General features: G+C 64.1%; 22 protein-coding genes and 2 tRNA genes. 20 read left to right on the forward strand and 4 right to left on the reverse strand.

Annotated features, from left to right (window positions below; translation table 11 throughout):
* Positions 1-43 precede the first annotated feature (43 nt).
* Positions 44-886, forward strand: a complete 843-nt coding sequence (locus PQU95_RS16030) for an isopenicillin N synthase family dioxygenase (RefSeq protein ID WP_272752944.1) — start codon at positions 44-46, stop codon at positions 884-886.
* A gap of 118 nt (positions 887-1,004) precedes the next feature.
* Entirely contained in the window at positions 1,005-1,583 is a 579-nt protein-coding gene (locus tag PQU95_RS16035) for a cysteine hydrolase family protein (protein WP_272752945.1), read from the forward strand.
* Here PQU95_RS16035 and PQU95_RS16040 read toward each other — a convergent pair.
* The 4 genes from PQU95_RS16040 to PQU95_RS16055 all read right to left on the reverse strand — a co-directional run bounded on the left by PQU95_RS16040 (position 1,569) and on the right by PQU95_RS16055 (position 3,588).
* Positions 1,569-2,087 carry a GNAT family N-acetyltransferase gene (locus tag PQU95_RS16040; protein ID WP_272752946.1) on the reverse strand — a complete coding sequence of 173 codons (519 nt, stop codon included), beginning with the start codon at positions 2,085-2,087 and terminating at the stop codon, positions 1,569-1,571. The two genes, PQU95_RS16035 and PQU95_RS16040, sit on opposite strands and share 15 nt — an antisense overlap.
* Before the next feature lie 69 nt (positions 2,088-2,156).
* Positions 2,157-2,233: transfer RNA gene (locus PQU95_RS16045), tRNA-Met, on the reverse strand.
* Positions 2,234-2,267: 34 nt separating this feature from the next.
* A tRNA-Met gene (locus PQU95_RS16050) sits at positions 2,268-2,344 on the reverse strand.
* An 89-nt stretch (positions 2,345-2,433) separates the two neighbouring features.
* The gene (locus tag PQU95_RS16055; protein WP_272752947.1) at positions 2,434-3,588 is read right to left on the reverse strand and encodes a class I SAM-dependent methyltransferase; all 1,155 of its coding nucleotides are present in this window, start codon (positions 3,586-3,588) and stop codon (positions 2,434-2,436) included.
* A 174-nt stretch (positions 3,589-3,762) separates the two neighbouring features.
* Between PQU95_RS16055 and PQU95_RS16060 the strand changes: the two genes are divergently transcribed.
* The 18 genes from PQU95_RS16060 (at position 3,763) to PQU95_RS16145 (ending at position 21,463) form a co-directional block, all read left to right on the forward strand.
* Complete coding sequence (locus PQU95_RS16060; protein ID WP_272752948.1) at positions 3,763-4,515, forward strand: pteridine reductase; 753 nt, start codon at positions 3,763-3,765, stop codon at positions 4,513-4,515.
* A 122-nt stretch (positions 4,516-4,637) separates the two neighbouring features.
* Positions 4,638-5,636 (forward strand): tRNA 2-thiocytidine(32) synthetase TtcA, encoded by a 999-nt coding sequence (ttcA, locus tag PQU95_RS16065; RefSeq protein ID WP_272752949.1) that lies wholly within the window; start codon positions 4,638-4,640, stop codon positions 5,634-5,636.
* Positions 5,626-6,426, forward strand: a complete 801-nt coding sequence (locus tag PQU95_RS16070; RefSeq protein ID WP_272752950.1) for a polyamine aminopropyltransferase — start codon at positions 5,626-5,628, stop codon at positions 6,424-6,426. The genes ttcA and PQU95_RS16070 overlap by 11 nt, the downstream gene beginning before the upstream one ends.
* Positions 6,427-6,582: 156 nt before the next feature.
* Positions 6,583-7,641: a Gfo/Idh/MocA family protein gene (locus PQU95_RS16075; RefSeq protein ID WP_272752951.1), complete on the forward strand. Its 1,059-nt coding sequence runs from the start codon at positions 6,583-6,585 to the stop codon at positions 7,639-7,641.
* A gap of 61 nt (positions 7,642-7,702) precedes the next feature.
* Complete coding sequence (locus PQU95_RS16080; protein ID WP_272752952.1) at positions 7,703-8,269, forward strand: acyltransferase; 567 nt, start codon at positions 7,703-7,705, stop codon at positions 8,267-8,269.
* 131 nt (positions 8,270-8,400) lie between these two features.
* On the forward strand, positions 8,401-9,498 hold the full coding sequence (locus tag PQU95_RS16085; protein WP_272752953.1) for a DegT/DnrJ/EryC1/StrS family aminotransferase: 1,098 nt from the start codon (positions 8,401-8,403) through the stop codon (positions 9,496-9,498).
* 3 nt (positions 9,499-9,501) lie between these two features.
* Entirely contained in the window at positions 9,502-10,809 is a 1,308-nt protein-coding gene (locus tag PQU95_RS16090; protein WP_272752954.1) for a lipopolysaccharide biosynthesis protein, read from the forward strand.
* Positions 10,802-11,329 (forward strand): acyltransferase, encoded by a 528-nt coding sequence (locus PQU95_RS16095; RefSeq protein WP_272752955.1) that lies wholly within the window; start codon positions 10,802-10,804, stop codon positions 11,327-11,329. Before PQU95_RS16090 ends, PQU95_RS16095 begins: the two co-directional genes overlap by 8 nt.
* Positions 11,323-12,534: a DegT/DnrJ/EryC1/StrS family aminotransferase gene (locus PQU95_RS16100; RefSeq protein WP_272752956.1), complete on the forward strand. Its 1,212-nt coding sequence runs from the start codon at positions 11,323-11,325 to the stop codon at positions 12,532-12,534. Before PQU95_RS16095 ends, PQU95_RS16100 begins: the two co-directional genes overlap by 7 nt.
* 148 nt (positions 12,535-12,682) lie before the next feature.
* Complete coding sequence (locus PQU95_RS16105; protein WP_272752957.1) at positions 12,683-13,738, forward strand: glycosyltransferase; 1,056 nt, start codon at positions 12,683-12,685, stop codon at positions 13,736-13,738.
* 235 nt (positions 13,739-13,973) lie between these two features.
* Positions 13,974-15,077 carry a glycosyltransferase family 4 protein gene (locus PQU95_RS16110; RefSeq protein ID WP_272752958.1) on the forward strand — a complete coding sequence of 368 codons (1,104 nt, stop codon included), beginning with the start codon at positions 13,974-13,976 and terminating at the stop codon, positions 15,075-15,077.
* A gap of 8 nt (positions 15,078-15,085) precedes the next feature.
* A complete protein-coding gene (locus PQU95_RS16115) occupies positions 15,086-15,514 on the forward strand; it encodes a hypothetical protein (RefSeq protein ID WP_272752959.1) in 429 nt (142 codons plus the stop codon).
* Position 15,515: 1 nt separating this feature from the next.
* Entirely contained in the window at positions 15,516-16,184 is a 669-nt protein-coding gene (locus tag PQU95_RS16120) for a DUF1345 domain-containing protein (RefSeq protein WP_272752960.1), read from the forward strand.
* Positions 16,185-16,213: 29 nt separating this feature from the next.
* Entirely contained in the window at positions 16,214-17,455 is a 1,242-nt protein-coding gene (locus tag PQU95_RS16125; protein ID WP_272752961.1) for a glycosyltransferase family 4 protein, read from the forward strand.
* 39 nt (positions 17,456-17,494) lie between these two features.
* Complete coding sequence (locus PQU95_RS16130) at positions 17,495-18,535, forward strand: acyltransferase family protein (protein WP_272752962.1); 1,041 nt, start codon at positions 17,495-17,497, stop codon at positions 18,533-18,535.
* 445 nt (positions 18,536-18,980) lie between these two features.
* A complete protein-coding gene (locus PQU95_RS16135) occupies positions 18,981-19,499 on the forward strand; it encodes a hypothetical protein (RefSeq protein ID WP_272752963.1) in 519 nt (172 codons plus the stop codon).
* A gap of 12 nt (positions 19,500-19,511) precedes the next feature.
* Positions 19,512-20,675, forward strand: a complete 1,164-nt coding sequence (locus PQU95_RS16140) for a DegT/DnrJ/EryC1/StrS family aminotransferase (RefSeq protein ID WP_272752964.1) — start codon at positions 19,512-19,514, stop codon at positions 20,673-20,675.
* 170 nt (positions 20,676-20,845) lie between these two features.
* On the forward strand, positions 20,846-21,463 hold the full coding sequence (locus PQU95_RS16145) for a sugar transferase (protein WP_272752965.1): 618 nt from the start codon (positions 20,846-20,848) through the stop codon (positions 21,461-21,463).
* The last annotated feature ends 95 nt before the right edge of the window (positions 21,464-21,558 follow it).

The following is a 21,558-nucleotide window of genomic DNA, read 5'->3' on the forward strand; positions in this document are numbered from 1 at the left end:
CGCCGGTTTGCGGCCGCCGTGCCGCCACACGAGGAAACCCGACATGAACGTACGCGTAGTCGATTACCGCGCGCCCGACGCGGCCGAACAGTTCACCCGCAGCCTGCACGAAACCGGCTTTGGCGTACTGGTGAACCACCCTATCCCGCAAGACCTGGTAGAAAGCATCTACCGCAATTGGCTGACGTTCTTCGGCACCGAAGAAAAGCACGACTTCGCGTTCTCGGTAGAAAAGCAGGACGGCTACTTCTCGCCGGAAATCTCCGAAACCGCCAAGGGCCACACCCAGAAAGACATCAAGGAATACTTCCACATCTACCCGTGGGGACGTATCCCGGCGCAGCTGAAAGACGACGCCATGCGCTACTACGACACCGCCAACACGCTGGCGCAAGAGCTGCTGGCCTGGGTAGAGCAGTACACGCCGGCCGATATTGCGGCCAACTACAGCGAGCCGCTGTCGCAGATGATCCAGGGCAGCCAGAAGACGCTGCTGCGCGTGCTGCGCTACCCGCCGCTGACCGGCAACGAGCCGGCCGGCTCGCTGCGTGCTGCTGCGCACGGCGACATCAACCTGCTGACCATTCTGCCGGCGGCCAACGAGCCGGGCCTGCAAGTGCAGGACATGAACGGAAACTGGATCGACGTACCCTGTGATTTCGGCATGCTGATCATCAATATCGGCGACATGCTGAGCGAAGCGTCCGGCGGCTACTATCCATCCACCCAGCACCGCGTGGTGAACCCCACCGGCGAAGGCGCCAGCAAGAGCCGCGTATCGCTGCCGCTGTTCCTGCACCCGCGTGACGAAGTGGTGCTGTCCGAGCGCTACACCGCCGGCGCCTACCTGGCCGAACGCCTGCGCGAGCTGGGCGTGAAGATGTAAGCCAGCCAAGCCGCCTGATCAGCCCGGCCCTGTCCCCCGACAGCGCCGGGTTTTGTTTTGCGGCCAAGGTTGGCCGCAGCCACGGCTACAATGGTGTTTTACCTGTGGAGCCTGCCGCATGAACCCGCCTGCCGTACCTGCCGCGCCTAGCGCACTGATCATCATCGATATGCAAAAAGGCATGCAGCGCATGCCGGCGCACACGCGTAACAACCCCGGCGCCGAGGCGGTAATCGCCAGCCTGCTGCAAGCCTGGCGCCAGGCCGGGCAGCCAGTGGTGCACGTGCGCCACCTGTCACGCACGCCGGGCTCGCCGTTCTGGCCGGGGCAGGACGGGGTGGAATGGCAGCCGGCGCTGGCGCCGCTGTCGCACGAACACGTGGTGGACAAACACGTACCGGACGCCTTTACCCACAGCCAGCTGGCGCGCTGGCTGCATCAGCGCGGCATCCACCGTTTGGTGGTGGCGGGTGTCAGCACCAACAATTCGGTAGAGGCCACGGCGCGTAGCGGCGGCAACCTCGGTTTTGACGTGCGGGTAGTGGCCGATGGTTGCTACGCCTACGCGCAGCAGGACTTTGACGGTGTGGCGCATAGCGCGCAGACCGTGCACGCCATGGCGCTGGCTAACCTGCACGGCGAATACGCCACGGTGCAGACCAGCGCCGAGGTGTTGGCTGCCTTAGCTGGCGCCTGATGCGGCCAACTCGGCCACCATGCCGGTAGCGTCGTCGCCGTAGCAGGCCAGCTTGGCTGCCGGTAGCGGGTAGGGGCGGTAGCCGTGGCGTGCCCAGTAGTGCTGGGCGCCTTGCACCGCCACCAGGCGGGCAAAGCGCAGACCGCGCTCGCGCGCCTTGTCCTGCAGCCGTGCCAGCAGGCGCGGGGCAATACCGCGGCCACGGGTGCTGCGACATAGCGCCATATCGTGGATGAATAGGGTGTCGTGTTGCGGTGGTAGGCGGGCCAGCGGCTGGTTCAGCTGCGGCGGGGTATCGCCGTGCCACGGGTGGGCGAACACATAGCCTTTTACCTCGCCGCCGTGTTCGGCCACCCAGCAGGTATCGGGCGATAGTGCATGGCGCGAGGCCAGGGCGTCGCGGCTTTCGATCAGGTTGGCGGGGTAGCTTTGTGCCTGTATGGCGAGGATGGCGCCGAAATCGGCGGCTTGCATGGTGCGTAAAACGATAGTGCTGTGCTGCATGGACTTGCGGTGAGGGTAAGCAAAACAGGCAGAAAGCAAAAAACCAGCCCGAAGGCTGGTTTTTTGTGTTGGTGGCGAATCAGGGACTCGAACCCCGGACCTGCGGATTATGATTCCGTCGCTCTAACCGACTGAGCTAATTCGCCGTGAAACCCTGCCGAAGCAGTGCTTCGCAAACTGTGGTGGCGAATCAGGGACTCGAACCCCGGACCTGCGGATTATGATTCCGTCGCTCTAACCGACTGAGCTAATTCGCCACATCTCGATGCGCTGCATCAAGGCTGCGAACTATAACCGAGCCGTTTTTGCGCTGTCAATAGATTTCGTGCAAATCCTGCGGCCGGGTTTATAGCGTGTAGCAGCGGTCGCCACTGGCAAAGCCCGCCCAGTCGATATCTATCCCTTTGCCAAAGCCGATCACCTTGAAGGTTTCGCCCATTTCTACCGGCGACAGCAGGCGCTGTGCGGCCTTGGCCAGCGGCAGGTATTGCTTCACGTTGGCCGCATCCAGGTGCGACAGCAGCTCGGTGATGCCGCAGTTGATCAGGAATTGCGCCTGGCTGCAGTAGCCAATCAGGTCCAGCCCGGCGTCAATGCCGCTTTGCGCCACCGCGCTGAAATCCACGTGGCAGGTAATGTCCATCAGGCCCGGCAGGTAGAACAGGTCCTGGATAGTGTGGTGGCGGTAGTGGCCCAGCAGCGTGCCCATATGGCGTTCGGGGTGGTAGAACTCGCTGGCGCTATGGCCGTAGTCGATCATGATGATGGCACCGCGCTGCAGTGTTTGCCCCAGCGTGCGGATAAAGGCGCGGTTGGCCAGGCTGATCTCGCTGGTGTAACCGGGGGTGGCGGGTATCAGCCCGGCGGCCAACCCTGCCAGTACGGCGTCGGTAAACGGGCGGTCTTCGTAGCAAAAGGCGCCGTCCAGCACGGTAACGCCGCGTTGCTGCAGCGTGCCGTCTACCTGGCGGCTCACCAGCTCGCACGGCATGGCGTCCAGCACTTCGTTGCCCAGCATGATGCCGTCGAAGCTGGCCGGCAGTGTGGCCACCCACTGTACGCGGTGGGCCAGGTGCGGCACGCGCTCGGCCAGCGTGGCGCGCTGGCGCTCGATCAGGTCCGGCGACAGGTCGACGATGGTGTAGCTGGCCGGCAGCTGGCCCAGGGCTTCCAGCTCGGCCAGCAGGTCGGCGGCCAGGCGGCCGGTGCCGGCGCCGAACTCCAGCAGGTGGCCGGCGGTTTGCGGCAGCAGCGCGGCCAGCTGGCGCGCCAGCGTTTGCGCAAACAGCGGGGACAGCTCCGGTGCGGTGACAAAATCGCCGCCTTCGCCAAACTTGCGGCTGCCGGCGGTGTAATAGCCCAGGCCCGGCGCGTACAACGCCTGCTCCATGAAGCGCGAAAACGGTATCCAGCCGCCGTTGTCGGCGATGTCGGCGGCAAGGGTGGTGGCCAGGGTGCGGCTGATGGCCAGGGCGTCGGCGGAAGGCTGGGGCAGGGTCATGGTGTTTTACATCGGCTGGCGGGTGGCGGTGCGCTCCGGGCGCACCGGCTGCCGTGTGCTGGCAGCAGCGAGTTCTCGTGTCTGGCGGCAACTGCCACTAGAATGGCGGATTGTCGCTAATTGGCGCGCAGACGCCAAGCGCCTTGCCACATACTCAATGCAAAAGGGGCCAGCATGCATAACCCGCTCAACGATAAAGTAGTGCTTATTACCGGTGCCGCGCGCCGTGTTGGCGCCGGCATCGCCCGCCATCTGCACGCGCGTGGCGCGCGGCTGGTGCTGCATTACCGCGGTTCGCGGGCGCAGGCCGAGGCGCTGGCGGCCGAGCTGAACGCGCAGCGCCCCGATACGGTGGCGCTGGCGCAGGCCGACTTGCTGGATACGGCGGCGTTGCCGGCGCTGGTGGCCGACGCCGTGGGCTGCTTTGGCCGGCTGGACGGCTTGGTGAACAACGCGTCCAGCTTTTACCCCACCGATGTTGGCCGCATCAGCGAGCAGGACTGGTTCGACCTGATGGGCAGCAACCTCAAAGCTCCGCTGTTTCTGGCGCAGGCGGCGGCGCCGTATCTGGCGGCCAATCATGGCGCGATTGTCGGCATTGTCGACATCCACGCCGAGCGGCCGATGAAGCGCCACTTGGTTTACAGTCTGGCCAAGGCCGGCCACGCGCAGCTGATCCGCAGCCTGGCGCTAGAGCTGGCGCCGCAGGTGCGCGTTAATGGTGTGTCGCCGGGGGTGAACCTGTGGCCGGAGGACGAAGTATCGTTCGACAGCGCCGAGCGCCAGGCTATCGAAGCCACCATCCCGCTGCAGCGCACCGGCGTGCCGGACGACATCGCCCGTGCAGTGGCGTTTTTACTGTTCGATACCGACTACGTGAACGGCCAGATCCTGGCGGTAGACGGTGGCCGCAGCGTGGTGCTGTAGTTGCGGCCACGCTTGCCGCGCGGCTGCCGGCTGCGCTGGTGAAAAAAAGCCGGTACGGCGATGGTAAAAACCGGCCGCCGGGGGCTAAAATAGCCGGTTTTTCAATTTCTTAGCCGTACCTCATGTCCGAACCGCAACAGACTGCCGACGACAAGGCCAAAAAGGCCGTGTTCGAGGGCAATAAACTTTCCAAGCGCCTGCGCCACCACGTGGGCGCCGCCATCAACGACTTCAACATGATCGAAGAAGGCGACCGCGTGATGGTCTGCCTGTCCGGCGGCAAGGATAGCTACGGCCTGCTCGACATCCTGCTGGGCCTGCAAAAATCCGCGCCCATCAGCTTCAGTATCGTGGCCGTGAACCTGGACCAGAAACAGCCAGGCTTCCCCGAGCACGTGCTGCCGCAGTACCTGGCATCCCTCGGTGTGGAATACCGCATCATCGAGGAAGACACCTACAGCATCGTCAAGCGCCTGATCCCCGAAGGCAAAACCACCTGCAGCCTGTGCTCGCGCCTGCGTCGCGGCATCCTGTACCGTGTGGCCGACGAGCTGGGTGCCACCAAGATCGCGCTGGGCCACCACCGTGACGACATGCTGCACACGCTGTTCCTCAACATGTTCTACGGCGGCAAGCTCAAGTCCATGCCACCCAAGCTGGTGTCCGACGACGGCCGCCACATGGTGATCCGCCCGCTGGCCTACTGCCGCGAAAAAGACCTGGAACGCTACGCCGCGTTACGCGGCTTCCCCATCATCCCGTGCAACCTGTGCGGTTCGCAGCCCAACCTGCAGCGCCAGGTAGTGAAAGAGATGGTGAACGACTGGGACAAACGCTTCCCGGGCCGCGTGGAAAGCATGTTCCGCGCCCTGCAGAACGTGGTGCCATCGCATCTGGCTGACACCAAGCTGTTTGATTTTGCCGGCCTGCAAACCGGTGACAGCCCGTTTGAAGGTGGCGATACCGCCTTCGACAAAGAAGAATTCCGCGACCCGATCGCGCTGGCCCAGGACGACGACGGCGAGCCGGTCGCTGCCGAGGCCAAGCCGCGCCGCACCATCAGCATTCTGGATTCGCGCCCCAAGGCCGATAGCCAGGCGGGAGACAGCTGTGGCGGGTAAAGCACTGCACCCCTTCCGCCGCCGTGTACGCAATAGCGTGGATGCGCTGCCGGAAGTGGAAATCTCCGAGGCGGACAATATCCGCTCGCTGCATCTGGGCTCGGAAACCATCCAGAGCTCGATGGACCTGGACGACCCGGCCGACCTGGTACTGAGCTATAGCCGCGCCATGATGGGCTTTCTGCTGTGGCGCGACGATCCGGCGCATATCCTGCAGATCGGCCTGGGCGGCGGCTCCTTCGCGCGCTGGATCGACGAATACCTGCCTAACGCGGTGAGCGTGGCGGTAGACATCAACCCGCAAGTCATCGCGGTGGCGCGGGCATTTTTCCAGCTGCCGGAAGAAGGCGACTTCTTCCAGATCGTGCAGGCCGATGGTGCGGAGTACGTGAAAGTATTCCGCGAATCCACCGACGTGATTCTGGTGGACGGCTTTGACGGTTTGCAGATTGTGGACGAGCTCACCACCGAAGAATTTTTCGAAGACTGCCACCGTGCCCTCACCGAAGACGGCGTGTTTGTCACCAACTGGTGGAGCGGCGACAAGCGCTATCACCAGTTTGTCGAACGCCTGCTGGGCGTGTTCGAAGGCCGTGTTGTCGAGCTGCCGGCGCTCACCCACGGCAACGTGGCAGTGATGGCGTTCAAGTCCACGCCGGGTAGTACCAGCTGGGATGCGCTGGAAAAGCGCGCCGACGAGCTGGAAGGCCGCTTCGGCCTGGAGTTCGGCGAGTTTGTGCGCCGTCTGAAAGAAAACAACCTGCATAGCAATAACCGGCTGTTGATTTAAGATTCTTGAGCCACGCAAACGCTATTCATCGGCCATGAAATCCACCAAGCGACACGAAAGCCATCAACAAAATGATGGAATCTGATGGGCACTGGCCGGTCTGTCGTGCTTTTTGTGGGTTTCGTGGCTAAAGCAAGGGTGGAAAAAGGGATAAGCATGATCAGTTACAACACGATTACCGACCGCAAGCTGCGCTTTGCCCTGGTAGGCTGCGGCCGTATTGCGGCCAACCATTTCGGCGCCATCGAACAACACGCCGACCGCTGCGAGCTGGTGGACGTGTGCGATACCGACCCGGCCGCGCTGGCTGCCGCCGTGGCGCGTACCGGCGCGGTAGGCCACGCTACGCTGGCCAGCCTGCTGGCCAGCAGCCAGGCCGATGTGGTGATCCTCACCACCCCGTCCGGCCTGCACCCGCAGCAAGCCATCGACAGCTTTGCCGCCGGTTTCCACGTGATGACCGAAAAGCCGATGGCCACGCGCTGGCAAGACGGTGTGGCGATGGTGAAAGCCGCCGACCAGGCCGGCAAGCGCCTGTTCGTGGTGAAGCAGAACCGCCGCAATGCCACGCTGCAGCTGCTCAAGCGCGCGGTGCAGGAAAAACGCTTCGGCCGCATCTACATGGTCAACGTCAACGTGTTCTGGACCCGCCCGCAAGACTACTACGACCAGGCCGACTGGCGTGGTACCTGGGAATACGACGGTGGTGCCTTCATGAACCAGGCCAGCCACTACGTAGACCTGCTGGAATGGATCGTCGGCCCGGTAGAAAGCCTGCAGGCCTACACCGGCACGCTGGCGCGTGACATCGAAGCGGAAGATACCGGCGTGGTGAGCCTGAAGTGGCGCGGCGGCGCCATGGGCAGCATGAACGTGACCATGCTGACCTACCCCAAGAACCTGGAAGGCAGTATCACCATTCTGGGCGAGAAGGGCAGCGTGCGCGTCGGCGGCCTGGCGGTGAATGAAATCCAGCACTGGGATTTTGCCCAGCCGCACGCCATGGACGACGAGATCAAGAACGCCAGTTACAGCACCACCAGTGTGTACGGCTTTGGCCACCCGCTGTACTACGACAATGTGATCCGCGTGATGCGCGGCGAAGCCGAGCCGGAAACCGACGGCCGCGAAGGGCTGAAGTCGCTGGAGCTGCTGGTGGGCATCTACCGCTCCGCCCGTGACGGCCAGCGCGTGAATCTGCCGCTGGAGTTTTGATCTTTATCACTTTTGAATAGCACCGCTGGTCCTATGGTGCTCAACTGAAAAGGCTTTCTGCATGAGTTATACCGTTCACCCTACCGCCATCGTCGATGACGGTGCGCGAATCGGCGCCGACACCCGCGTATGGCACTGGGTACATATTTGCAGCCAGGCGCAAATCGGCGCGCGCTGCTCCTTTGGCCAGAACGTGTTTGTCGGCAACGATGTCGTCATCGGCGACAACGTGAAGGTGCAGAACAATGTGTCCATCTATGACGCGGTCACGCTGGAAGACGACGTGTTCTGCGGCCCGTCCATGGTGTTCACCAACGTCAACAACCCGCGCAGCCACGTCAGCCGCAAAAGCGAATACCGCCGCACCATCGTGAAGCGCGGTGCCACTATCGGCGCCAACGCCACCGTGGTGTGTGGCCACACCATCGGCGAGTATGCCTTCATCGGTGCCGGCGCCGTGGTCACCAAGGACGTGAAGCCCTACGCACTGATGGTGGGCACCCCCGCCAGACGCATCGGCTGGATGTGCCAGTGCGGCGAGCGCCTGCCCGACATCATTGACCAACATGGCTGCTCGACGTGCGGCCAACGTTACGATATCGGAGGCAATCACTGTACACCGCTATAAGCAGAGATATTGCCCTGCAACATGCGGAAGATACTAAGGTGATGTGGGCAGTAAGGTTATGTAATTTTGATCGTCACATTTTCGGTATTTCCTGTTTTTCCATTTTTTAGAAACTGTTAGGAGTCGTGCGCATGTCCATCCAGTTCATCGACCTGAAAGCGCAGTACCAGCACCTGAAAGCCGACATCGACGCCCGCATCCACGCGGTGCTGGATCACGGCCAGTACATCATGGGCCCGGAGGTGAAAGAGCTAGAGGCGCAGTTGGCCGCCTACACCGGCGCCAGGCACGCCATCGGCGTGTGTGACGGCACCAAGGCACTGTTGATCGCACTGATGGCGCTGGGCGTGAAGGCCGGCGACGAGGTGATCACTACACCGTTTACCTTTATCGCTACCGGCGAGATGATCGCGCTCCTGGGCGCCACGCCGGTGTTTGTCGATATCGACCCGGTGACCTACAACCTGGACCCGGCGCTGCTGGAAGCGGCGATCACCGCGAAAACCCGCGCCATCATGCCGGTAAGCCTGTACGGCCAGTGCGCCGACTTTACCGCCATCAACGCCATTGCCGCCAGGCATGGCCTGCCGGTGATCGAAGACGGCGCGCAGAGCTTTGGCGCCAGCCAGCACGGCCAGCGCTCCGGCAACCTGTGCACCATCGGCACTACCAGTTTCTTCCCCAGCAAGCCGCTGGGCTGCTACGGCGACGGCGGTGCGGTGTTCACCAACGACGACGAGCTGGCGAAGAAAATGCGCGAGATCCGCATTCACGGCCAGGACCGCCGCTACCACCACCCGGTGATCGGCCTCAACGGCCGCCTGGACACTATTCAGGCCGCCGTGCTGCTGGCCAAACTGCCCAGCTTCCCGGATGAAGTGGCCGCCCGCGCCCGCATCGGCGCCCGCTACAGCGCACAGCTGCAAGACGTGGCACGCGTGCCGGTGATTGTGGACGGCAACAGTCACGTGTACGCGCAGTACACCATCGAGGTGGACAACCGCGAAGCGGTGCAGCAGGCTTTGCAGGCGCTGGGCGTGCCCACTGCTGTGCATTACCCGATTCCGCTGCATCTGCAGCCAGCCTTTGCCCATCTGGGCCAGGGCGAGGGCAGCTTCCCGGTGGCCGAAGCCGCCGGCCGCCGCGTGATGAGCCTGCCGATGCACCCGTTCCTGGACGAAGCGACGCAAGACGCCATCGTGGCGGCGGTGAAGAAAGCGCTGGCCTAAACCATGCCTGCCGTCTTGCCCCGCCTGCAGCAGCTGTACCAGCGCGTCGCCGCTGGCGGCTTCATGCGCAACGTTGCGACCCTGGTAGGCGGGGCGGCGGTGGCACAGTTCCTGCCGGTGCTGTTTACGCCGTTGCTGACGCGGCTGTATTCGCCAACCGACTTCGGGGTGTTGACGCACTTTGTCGCCTGGCTGTCCAACCTGGTGGTGATCGCCACCTGGCGCTACGACATGGCCATCGTGCTGCCCAAGGACGACGAAGACGCCATCCGCCTGCTGATGCTGGCGCTGGGTTTCAATACCCTGCTGCTGGCTGTGCTCAGCGTGCCGCTGTGGCTGGAAAACGGCTGGCTGTCCGGCCACCTGGCCGCGCCGGAGCTGGCACCGTGGCTGCCGCTGCTGCCTTTGGGCGTATGGTTGGCCGCCAATAACCAGATCTGGACCAACTGGAACAACCGCCAGCGCCGTTACAACCTGAACGCCCAAGGGCGGGTAGGGCAGTCGCTGGCGATGAGCCTGGTACAGCTGGGCGGCGGCTTTGCCAAGCTGGGTACGCTGGGCTTGATTGTGGGCCAGCTGGCCGGGCAGGGCAGCTCCTGGTTGCTGCAAAGCCGGCCCGACCTGCGCCTGCTGCCGGCCTGGCTGCAGCGCGCCCGCGATGGTGGTGTGCGCCGGCTGATGGTGCTGTACCGCGAGTTCCCGCTGGTCAATACGCCGCACGCGTTTGTGGTGGCCTTGCAGGATTCGCTGATGGTACAGCTGCTGACGGTGATCGCCAGCGCCGAGGTAATGGGGCATTACGGCCTGGTACTGCGTGTACTCAAGTTGCCTGCCGCATTGCTGGGGCAGGCGGTTTCGCAGGTGCTGTACCGTGATCTGGCCGAGGCTCACAGCCAGCAGCGGCCATTGCTGCCACTGTTGGTCAAGGCCCAACTTGTGCTGGGCTCGGTAGCCCTGCTGCCATTCGCAACCTTGATGGTCTGGGGCGAGCCGCTGTTTGCGCTGGCCTTTGGCGAAGCGTGGCGTGACGCTGGTGTGATTGCCGGCTTGCTGGCGCCGTCTTTCTTTTGCATGTTCATCGCTGCACCCTGCTTCATGGTCCCCATGGTGCTGTCGCGCCAGCGCACCTCGTTGATGTTTGCCCTGCTGGGTATTGTGGCCAACCTGGGGACGCTGGGTGGCGTGTACTGGCTGGGGTACGACGCGCATATGGTATTCCGCCTGCAGGCGTGGGTGATGTCGGTTTATTACGTGATTTACATGATCTGGATTTATCGTCTGTGCCGCCAGCAGGAGGCCAGCCATGCTTGAGCGACTCTGGCTCTGGCTGCACGCCTGCTGTTTGCGTTTGCGCGGGGCACGGCTGGCGGAAGGTGCACGCGTTAATGCCGGCACCCGCTTCAGCCGCGTACGCGGCATTCATCTGGGGGAGCACGCCCGCCTGTACTGGGGGGGCGATGTGTTGCTGGGGCCGAGTGGCCGGTTTGAAGTTGGCCACCACAGTCACCTGGCACCCTACCATTACTGCCTGGTGGCAAATAACCGGCTGAGTATTGGCGACCAGGTCGCCATCGGCCCGCGCTGCCAGTTCTTTTGCCACAGCAACGGCATTCCGGCCGACGCGCCGGCCACGCCGTTTACCGCCTGCCATATCGATGGCGACATCCGCATCGGCAACAATGTGCTGATCGGAGCCGGCTGCATTGTGTTGCCCGGCGCCGTGATCGGCGACAACGTGGTGGTGGGCGCTGGCAGCGTGGTGAAGGGCGTGCTGGACAGCGGCTGGGTATACGCCGGAACCCCGGCGCGCAAGGTAAAACCACTATGCTGACCGGTAACTCTCTGACCCTCACCCAGCTACTGGGCGCCCTGCCGTCCATGTTGCTGGGCCGCCGCCGCCATCGTGCCGCGCTGCGCCTGGCACTGGCCAGTCTGTTCGGCGTGGCGGTAGAGCGCATCCGCCTGTTCGACAGCGGCCGCGCGGCCTTTGCCGCCTTGCTGAAGCTGCACGACGTGCAGGCCGGCGATGAAGTGTTGATTCCGGCCTTCACCTGCGTGGTGGTGCCCAACCAGGTGCCGCCCAGCGGCGCCCGTGTGCGATTTATCGATATCGCCGCCGGCGGCCTCAACCTGGACTGGCTGGCGCTGGACGCCGCCATCCGCCCGGCTACCCGCGTGGTAGTAGTGCCGCACAATTTCGGCGTGGCGTGCGAAGTGCCCACTTGGCTGCGCGAGAAGCACCGCCAGGTGCGCTTTGTCGACGACGCCGCCCACGGTTTCGCCTCGCAGCTGGACGGCCAGTGGCTGGGCAGCTACCACGACGGCGCGTTTTTCAGTTTTGAGTACAGCAAGAACCTGAGTGGCGGCATTGGTGGCCTGGCCATTCTGCCGGCCGGCGCCAGCCTGCCGGATGCCGACCTGCCCGAGCTGCGCTGTGCCGACGAGTGGCGCCTGCTGGCCACCTTGCTATCGCACCTGTTGGCCGCACGCTGGCCGCTGGCCGGGCGCATCAGCATGGCGCTGGCGCGCCGCGTAGGGCTGGTATACCGCTCCGGCGACGACGAAGTACTGTTCGGCGAGCCGCACCCGGCGCGCGCCATGCCGCTGCTGGCTAGCGTGCTGGTGCGCCGCCAGCTGGCCAGCCTGCCCGCCGTGCTGGCGTACAAACAGGCGCTGGTGTCGCGTTACCGCAGCGCACTGGCCGCGCTGCCGGCATTGCGGCAGTGGCCGGCGGACGCCGCCACGCACTGGGTGCGCTACCCGTTTGCATTGCCGCGCCCGGTGGCCGACAAGGCCGCGCTGGCGCGCCGCCTGAGTGCGGCCAGCGGGCTGAATATCGGCGTGTGGTTCGACGATGTGATTCACCCATCCGGCAGCTTCCGCCACGGCTACCGGGCCGGCCAGGCGCCGCACGGCGAGGCGCTCGCCGCCACCGTACTGAACCTGCCGGTCAACATCGCCATCGGCGTGGACGCCGCGCTGGAGCGCAAACTGGCGCGGCTGCTGGCGGCGCTGCAAGTGGAGCTGGACGCATGAGTACCGTTGCCATTTTTTTAGCCACGAAAGCACACGCAAAGCACGAAAATCCTGCCCTGGCAGCGTGCATACCCAGCCGGTGGCGCCTGTGCTACGGCCTGCTTCCGTGTGGTCGGTGTGTTTCCGTGGCGAATAATCGGGTTAAACCATGAAGCTTCTTCTGGTCGGCTCTGCCTCGGTGCACACCCACCGCTACCTGGCCGGCATTGCGCCACACGTCAGCGAGGTGCACCTGGCCAGCAATGGCCCGCTGCCGCCGCGCTACCAGGTGCCCAACCTGGGCCGCGTGCTGCAGGTGGATTTCAGCCTGAAGGCGCTGGGCACGGCTGGCCGCCTGGCGCGGCTGATCGACGAGGTGCAGCCCGACATCGTGCACGTGCACCAGGCCAATAGCGTGGCCTGGCACGCGCGCCGCGCGCTGGCCGGCCGCAAGCTGCCGTGGGTGCTCACCACCTGGGGCTCGGACGTGTTGTTGCTGCCGCAACAGAACGCCCTGATGAAAAAAATGGTCGCGGCCAACCTGGCCGCGGCCAGCGCCGTCACCTGCGATTCGCTGCACATGGCCGCCGTGTGCCGCCAGCTGGCCGCCGTGGCGCGCATGGACGTGCTGAATTTCGGCATGGACGCGCTGCCGCCGCCGCCGGACATCGCCGCCAAGCCGCTGTCGGTGCTGTCGTGCCGGCTGCACAAACCGCTGTACCGCATCGACGCCATCCTCCGCGCCTGGGCGCAGGTAGAGGCAGACGCCGCGCTGGCCGGCTGGCAGCTCACCGTGGCCGCCAGCGGCGACGAAACGGCCAACTTGCAGGCGCTGGCGCAGCAGCTGGGCTTGCAGCGGGTGGTGTTTACCGGCTTTGTGGCGCCCGAGGTGCTGGCGCAGCACTACCGCGACGCACGCGTGTTTGTCAGCGTACCGATGAGCGACGCCACCAGCATCAGCCTGCTGGAAGCCATGGGCCACGGCTGCCTGCCGGTGCTGTCCAACCTGCCGGCCAACCTGGAGTGGGTACTGGACGGCGTTAACGGTGCCATCGTGGAAGACCTGGGCCGGTTGGGCAACGCGCTGAAGACGCAGCTGCGGCAAGCGGGGGATAATGCGCGGCTGGCCAGTGCCGCGGCGCTGAACCGCCAGCTGGTACAGACCAAAGGGCTGTACCGCGAGAACATGCAGCGCTTTGCGCAGATTTACCGGGAGTTGTGCTGAAGGCTTCATTAGCCACGAAACCCACAAAAGGGCACAAAAAAGGCAAAGGCACTTTTGCCACGGAATACACGGAAGACATGGACAAGGCCTGAAGTAAACCAAGGTTGGCCGCCGTGGTGTCAGCGTGCTTCCGTGCCTTCCGTTTTTCCGTGGCTAAAAAAGGTTTGTGTTTTTCATGGCCAAAAGGTTTTCCCGGCCCAGGAACGAGTCGTTACCCGTACACAGGTTTGAACAGATGAAAATTGCCCACCTCACCAGCGCCCACCCGCGCCACGATATCCGCATCTTCGTGAAAGAGTGCGCCACGCTGGCCGAAGCCGGCCACGAGGTGCACCTGATCGTGGCCGACGGCAACAGCGACGAGATCAACCGCGGCGTGCGCCTGCACGATGTGGGGCCGAAAAGCGGTGGCCGCTTGTCGCGCATGACCGGCACCGTGAAGCGCGTGTACGAAAAAGCGCTGCAGCTGATGCCCGACGTAGCGCACTTTCACGACCCGGAGCTGATCCCCGCTGCGCTGCGCCTGCAGCAGGCCGGCATCAAGGTGGTGTACGACGTGCACGAGGACGTGCCGCGCCAGGTATTGGCCAAGCACTGGATTCCCGGCATGGCGCGGCCGCTGGTGTCGCGCGGGGTGGAAACGCTGGAAGACTACGCCGCGCGCCGCTTCGACGCCATCGTGGCCGCCACGCCGGTGATCCGCCGCCGCTTCGAAGAGGCCGGCGCCCGCCGCGTGGTGGACGTGTGCAACTACCCCATCCTGGCCGAGCTGGTGCGCGACACGCCGTGGGCCGGGCGCCGCAACGAAGTGTGCTACCTGGGCGGCATCAGCCGTACCCGTGGCATCGAACCCATCATCGCCGCGCTGCCAGACACCGATACCCGCCTCAACCTGGCAGGCATCTGGAGTGAGCCGGACCTGAAAGCCGCGCTGCAACGCGAAGCCGGCTGGAGCCGCGTCAACGACCTGGGCGTGCTGGACCGCGCCGGCGTGGCCGACGTGCTGGCCGCCAGCAAGATCGGCCTGGTGACGCTGTTGCCCACGCCCAGCTACGTGGAATCGCTGCCGATCAAGCTGTTCGAGTACATGGCGGCCGGCATGCCGGTGATCGCCAGCGACTTTCCGCTGTGGCGCGAGATTATCGAAGATGCCGACTGCGGCCTGCTGGTGGATCCGCAAGACCCGCGCGCCATCGCCGACGCCATCGCCCAGCTGCTGGGCGACGACGAACGCGCACGCCTGATGGGCCTGTCCGGCAAGCAAGCCGTGCTGGCCAAATACAGCTGGGCCGCCGAAGGCGCCAAGCTGGTGGATTTGTACCGGGGGTTGGCCGCATGAAGCGCTCCATGCCCTTGACCCTGCTGTATATCGCCCTGCCGCTGTGGCTGCTGTTCTGTCTGGTGCAATGGCTGTGGTACGGTGCGCCGCTCACCGCCGCCACGCTGGGCGGCCACGCTGCGCTGGCGCTGGCTTACACGCTGTGGCACTGGCGCAATGGCGCCTGGTTTGACCGGCTGGCGGCCAACGATTACGCCGGCTGGCAGCGCGTGGCGCAAGGCGGCCAGATGCGCTTTTTGATGGCCTACGGCCTGTCCAGCCGCGGCATGATGCTGGCCTGCCTGGTAGTGGGTATGCAGTGGGTGGCCAGTGGTGCCATCCCCAGTACCGAACGCCTGCTCACCCACGGCATGCTGTGGGCGCCGCTGGGCATCGTGCTGGCGTATTTTGACTGGCTGCGCATGGAGCAGGGTGCAGCGGTGGGACAGGCGCAATAACATGCGCACCGGGGCCTGGCCACTACGCATGGTGCGCGCGCACCCGCGCTTGAGCATAGCGGTGCTATGGGGCGGTTTGGTAGCGTGGCTCGCCGCCACCTGGTATCCGGTGAGTCTGCTGACGGCCAACCTGCTGGGCTGGAATGCCGGTGCGGGGCTGTACTTGCTGCTGGCGGCTTACATGATGCGGCAGTGTGATGAAGACCGCATTCACCGCCACGCACTGGTGCAGGATGAGGGGCGCCGGCTGCTGCTGGTACTGGTGGCGCTGTCGGCGCTGGTGTGCCTGCTGGCCATCGTGGCCGAACTGTCGGCCGCCCGCAGCCTGCATGGCGCCGAGCGTGTCGGCCACGTGGCCTTGTGCGTGCTCACTATCGTGTCGTCGTGGCTGTTTACCCAGACCATGTTTGCGCTGCATTACGCGCACAGTTATTTCCTGGCCTTGCGGCGCCAACAGGCACCGGGGCTGGATTTCCCGGGGCCGCAACGCCCCGGCTACAGTGATTTCTTTTATTTTGCCGTGGTGATCGGTACCTCGGGGCAAACGGCAGATGTCGCCTTCAGCAATGCGGCCATGCGCCGCCTTGGTACCTGGCACTGCATGCTGTCGTTTGCTTTCAATACCACCGTGCTAGCCTTGATGATCAATATCGCCGCCAGCCTGATGTAGCCGCCCACCCCATTAACAGACGAACGATCGTGCGCATTCTATATATCAACCACTACGCCGGCAGCCCGCTGCACGGCATGGAATTCCGCCCCTACTACCTGGCCCGCGAATGGGTGAAAGCCGGCCATGAGGTGCATATCGTGGCGGCCGACTACTCGCACCTGCGCCAGCACAACCCTACGCTAACGGCCAAGTACGCCGACCAGGACATCGACGGTATCCGCTACACCTGGTGCAAGACGCCGCGCTACGAGGGCAACGGCGTCAAGCGCGTGGTCAACATCTTCCGCTTCCTGGGCCGGCTGCTGGGCTTGTCCGGCCGCTACCTGCGCGACTGGAAGCCGGATGTGGTGATCGCCTCGTCCACTTACCCGCTGGACACCATCCCCGCCGCCTTCATCGCCGGCAAGACTGGTGCCAGGCTGGTATACGAGGTACACGACCTGTGGCCGCTGACGCCGGTAGAAGTGGGCGGTATGATCCCCAAGCACCCGTTCATCCGCCTGCTGCAGTGGGCCGAGGACTTCGGCTACAAGAAAGCCGACACCGTGGTGTCGATGCTGCCCTGCGCCAAGGATTACATGCTGGCGCACGGCATGGCACCGGAGAAATACGTAGTCATTCCCAACGGCGTGGACGTGGCCGAGTGGCAGGGCCCGCCCGAGCCGCTGCCAGGGGCGCACCGCATGCGTCTGGCCGAGCTGAAGACGCAGAAGCGCTTCATCCTCGGTTATGCCGGTGGCCACGGCCTGGCCAACGCACTGGATTACCTGCTGCAGGCCGCCAGCCTGATCCGGCAAGACCCGGCGCTGGCCGACAAGCTGCAGGTGGTACTGGTGGGCGACGGCCCCGACAAGGCCGCGCTGGTGCAGCAGGCGCAGGCGCTGGGCCTGGATAACGTCAGCTTCCTGCCAGCCATCGCCAAGCGCGCGGTGCCGTCCTTTCTGGCAGAGTGCGACGCGCTGTACATCGGCTGGCGCAAGCTGCCGATCTACCGCTTCGGCATCAACCCCAACAAGCTGTTCGACTACATGATGGCCGCGCGCCCGGTGCTGCACTCGGTGGAGGCCGGTAACGACATGGTGGCCGAGTCCGGCTGCGGGGTGAGCGTGGCAGTGGAAGACCCGGCCGCCATTGCCGACGGCATCCGCCGCCTGCTGGCCACCACGCCGAACGAGCGCGGCCGCATGGGCGCGGCCGGCAAGCAGTTTGTGCTGGCCAAGCACGACTACGCGGTGCTGGCGCGCCGCTTCCTGCAGGGCTTGCGCTAAGGCGCTTGCCGTGCGGCCAACCTTGATCCGGAGCCTGTCATGAGCCAACAGCCGCACATCCGCTTTGATTTTGCCGACGGCCTGCGCGGCTTGGCCATGCTGGCCGTGGTGCTGTTCCACTACACGCAAACGTTCTGGTTCCGCCGCGACCGCATCGCCGAGGTGATGGGCGTGCCGCCGCTACCCGGCTACGACGGCGCTTCGTTCGTGTTGCCATTCAACCTGGGCGCGGTGGGGGTGGGGCTGTTTTTGCTGATTTCCGGCCTGCTGATTCCGCTGTCGCTGACGCGCATGGGTGCGCTGCGTTTTGCCGTGTCGCGCTTCTTCCGCATCTACCCCACCTACTGGGCGGGGCTGGTGGTAACGGTAGCCGCGCTATGGTTGGCCGCACAGCTGCCTGGCGCGGCCTGGGCGGTAACGCCGCGTGACGTGCTGGGCCACGTCAGCATTGCGCTGATCGACTGGATAGGCGGCCGCAATATCGACCCGGTGATGTGGACACTGAAGGTGGAGCTGTGGTTTTACGCCATGCTGGGCATGGCATTTGCCCTGACCGGCCGCCGCATCAAGTGGGCGATCTGGCTGCTGTTGCCGCTGCTGGTGTGGCTGTGCCGCTTTGCGCCGGTAAACGATTTCCAGACTATCGTCTGTTACTTCCCGCTGATGTTTGCCGGCAGCTGGGTGTACTTCTACCAGACCGGCCACGCCGGCCGCGTGGAAACCGTACTGCACTTCATCGGCCTGCTGGCGCTGTACGTATGGCTGACCGGCTGGGGCAACCCTGGCCTGTACGCCAGCTACGGCATCGGCGTGGCGCTGTTTGTGGCGGGGGCGTTGTGGCCGCAGCTGGTGGCGCTGCCGCTGCTGACGCGGGTGGCCAGCGTCAGCTACGCCTGGTATGTGTGTCACGCCACGGTCGGTTACCTGATCCTGTTTACGCTGGCACAATACGGCACCCCGTGGTGGGCGATGGTGGCTATCGCGCTGGCGGTAACGTGGGGCATCGCGCAGGCCATTCACCGCTGGGTGGAGCTGCCGACGCAGCGGTGGGGGAAGGTGTTGTCGGACAAGTTGAAGTGAGTCGTAGCCCGGATAAACCGTAGGCGCATCCGGGGAACGAGGCTTGCGGCCAACCTTTGGCAGTGGGTAGGTTGGGTTGAATGAAATGAAGCCCAACGTTCACCGCGTTGCTGTGATGCTTGGTTTGACGAACCGCTGCGCGGTGCTGTTTTGCATGCCGCTGTCGAGCGGCAGCGAGGTTCTTTCTTTTGCGTCGCCAAAAGAAAGAACCCAAAGAAAAGGCGCCCCGGGGCTGCTCGAAACCCCGGCTGGCAACGCAGCGCCAGGGCGCCGCCGAACTCGCCCTTCGCTAACGGCTCAGGGCTCAGACAAATCGGCGTCTTAAAACCCTGGCGCTACGCCGCCAACCGGCTCGCGCCAACGGGATGGGCGGCGTCGCTCAGATTTGGCGATGGATATGGATGGGTAACAAGGATAAGCCTTGTGTTCTCGGCTGGGAGCGTTCATGACTTGGATTGATGTTGTTGACTCAGCCGTAAAGATTGGCTTGGGTGCACTGATCGCTGCTTTTAGTTCTTTTCTTCTAGCGAAGAAGAACCATGATCGGGATGCTGAGAAAGAGCGGCGTAGACGAAGCAACGAGCTACTTGAGTTGGTTGCAGAGCATGTTGAGAGATTCACTAGTGCTTCTCTTGTTTATTGGGTATGGGTCGGTGATGCAATTCGTGCGAAGAACGGGTTAAAGCGGAATTCACCTGATACCGAGAAAGTAAAAGCTGCCCAAAGGGAGCTCTTTGATGCTTTCCAAGAGATGACTTCGGCAGAAGCAAAGCTGCTCTTGTTGGGACATAAGTCGGCACAAGAAAAATTGAGGCTATATGGTGACGTTGTAGGGGAAATGCGAAAGCGTTTTTCTTCATCACCAGAAGAGGTTGGTGAAGATGAAATTTATGAATGGCGCGCCAAAATGCTAAATGCTAGGGCTGCGTTCTTTGATGAACTTAGTGCTATCTATAAGAAATAGAAGTTAATCCAAATGACCCAACAAAAATTCCTCCCCTTCGCCCTGCCGGATATCGGCGAGGACGAGATCAATGAAGTGGTCGACGCGCTGCGTTCCGGCTGGGTAACCACCGGCCCGAAAACCCGCCAGTTCGAGGCGGATTTTGCCGCCTACATCGGCGGTGGCGTGGAAGCCATCGCGGTGAACTCCGCCACCGCCGGCCTGCACCTGGCGCTGGAAGCGGTGGGGGTGAAAGAGGGTGACGAGGTGATCGTGCCCAGCTATACCTTTACCGCTACCGCCGAAGTGGTGCGCTACCTGGGCGCGCACCCGGTGTGCGTGGATGTGGATCCTGCCACCTTCAACATCCGCCCGGACGCTATCCGCGCCGCCATTACCGATAAAACCCGCGCTATCATTCCGGTGCATTTTGCCGGCCTGGCCTGCGATATGGACGCCATCATCGCCATTGCGCGCGAGCACGGGCTGAAGGTGGTAGAAGACGCCGCCCACGCCATGCCCACCTACTACAAGGGCACGCTGGTGGGGGCGCTGGATTCCGACGTGACGGTGTTCAGCTTTTACGCCAACAAGACCATGACCACCGGTGAGGGCGGCATGGTGGTGTCGCGCCACGCCGACATCATCGCCCGCTGCAAGGTGATGCGCCTGCACGGCATCAGCCGCGACGCTTTCGACCGCTACACCTCCAAGACCCCGGCCTGGTACTACGAAGTGGTCGCGCCGGGCTACAAGTACAATATGCCGGACACCGCCGCGGCGATGGGCATCCACCAGCTGAAGAAGATCGATGCCTTCCTGCAAAAGCGCGAGGCGATGGCGGCGCGTTACGACGCCGAGCTGGCCGGCCTGCCGCTGACCCTGCCGGCGCACCCGGCCGACGCCGGCAGCAACCACGCCTGGCACCTGTACCCGGTGCGCCTGCAGCCGCAGGCCGGCATCAGCCGTGATGATTTCATCGTGAAAATGGCCGAGCTGGGCATTGGCTGCTCGGTGCATTTCATTCCGCTGCACCGCCAGCCGGTATGGCGCGATAGCTACGGCCTGACGCGCGAGCAGTTCCCGGTGGCCGACGCGGCGTTTGAAGCCGAAGTAACGCTGCCGCTGTACACCCGCATGAGCGACGACGACCAGACCCGCGTCATCGCCGCCGTGCGTCAGCTGCTGGGCCAGTGATGCGCGATCCGCAACAAGACAGCCAAAGCGCCGCGAGCGGCCCGGATGCAAGGCGGACGGCGCGCAGCGACCGAGATAGTACAAACGGTACAGCGAGGGGGCGAGCACCGGCCAACGCAGCAGACGCGTCGCGCAGCAGCTTTGGGCCACCAGACACGCTGCGGCCAACCTTGGCCGCCCGCCCCGGCTCGGCGCTGGCCAAGCGCCTGTTCGACCTGGTGGCGGTGCTGGCCGGGCTGTGGCTGATCTGGCCGCTGCTGTTGGCTATCGCGCTGTGGGTCAAGCTGGACTCGCCCGGCCCGGTGTTCTTCCGCCAGGTGCGGGTAGGGCGTGGCGGCCAGCTGTTCCGCATCCACAAGTTCCGTACCATGAAGATTGGCGCCGAAGCCGCCGGCCAGCTGACGGTGGGCGCCGACCAGCGTGTGACGCGCGCCGGCCACCTGCTGCGCAAGACCAAGCTGGACGAGCTGCCGCAGCTGCTGGACGTGTTGTACGGCGACATGAGCCTGGTGGGCCCGCGCCCCGAGGTACCCAAATACGTGGCGCACTACCCGGACAGCGTGAAGGATATCGTGCTATCGGTACGCCCCGGCATTACCGACTGGGCGTCGATCCGCATGATCGACGAGAACGAGATCCTGGGCAAAGCCGCCGACCCGGAGCGCGCCTACATCAAGCAGGTGCTGCCGGAAAAACTGGGCTACTACGTGCGCTACGCGCAAAGCCACAGCCTGGTGGGCGACGTGCAGATCATCGTCGCTACCTTGCTGAAGATCGTGACCCGATAACAGGACAACAAGCATGAGCCGACCGGAACAAACCTATCGGGGTAGCTGCCACTGCGGTGCCGTGCAGTTCGAGGTCACTACCGACTTTCCCGAGC

This window comes from Vogesella aquatica, from assembly GCF_028548455.1.
Lineage (GTDB): Bacteria > Pseudomonadota > Gammaproteobacteria > Burkholderiales > Chromobacteriaceae > Vogesella > Vogesella aquatica.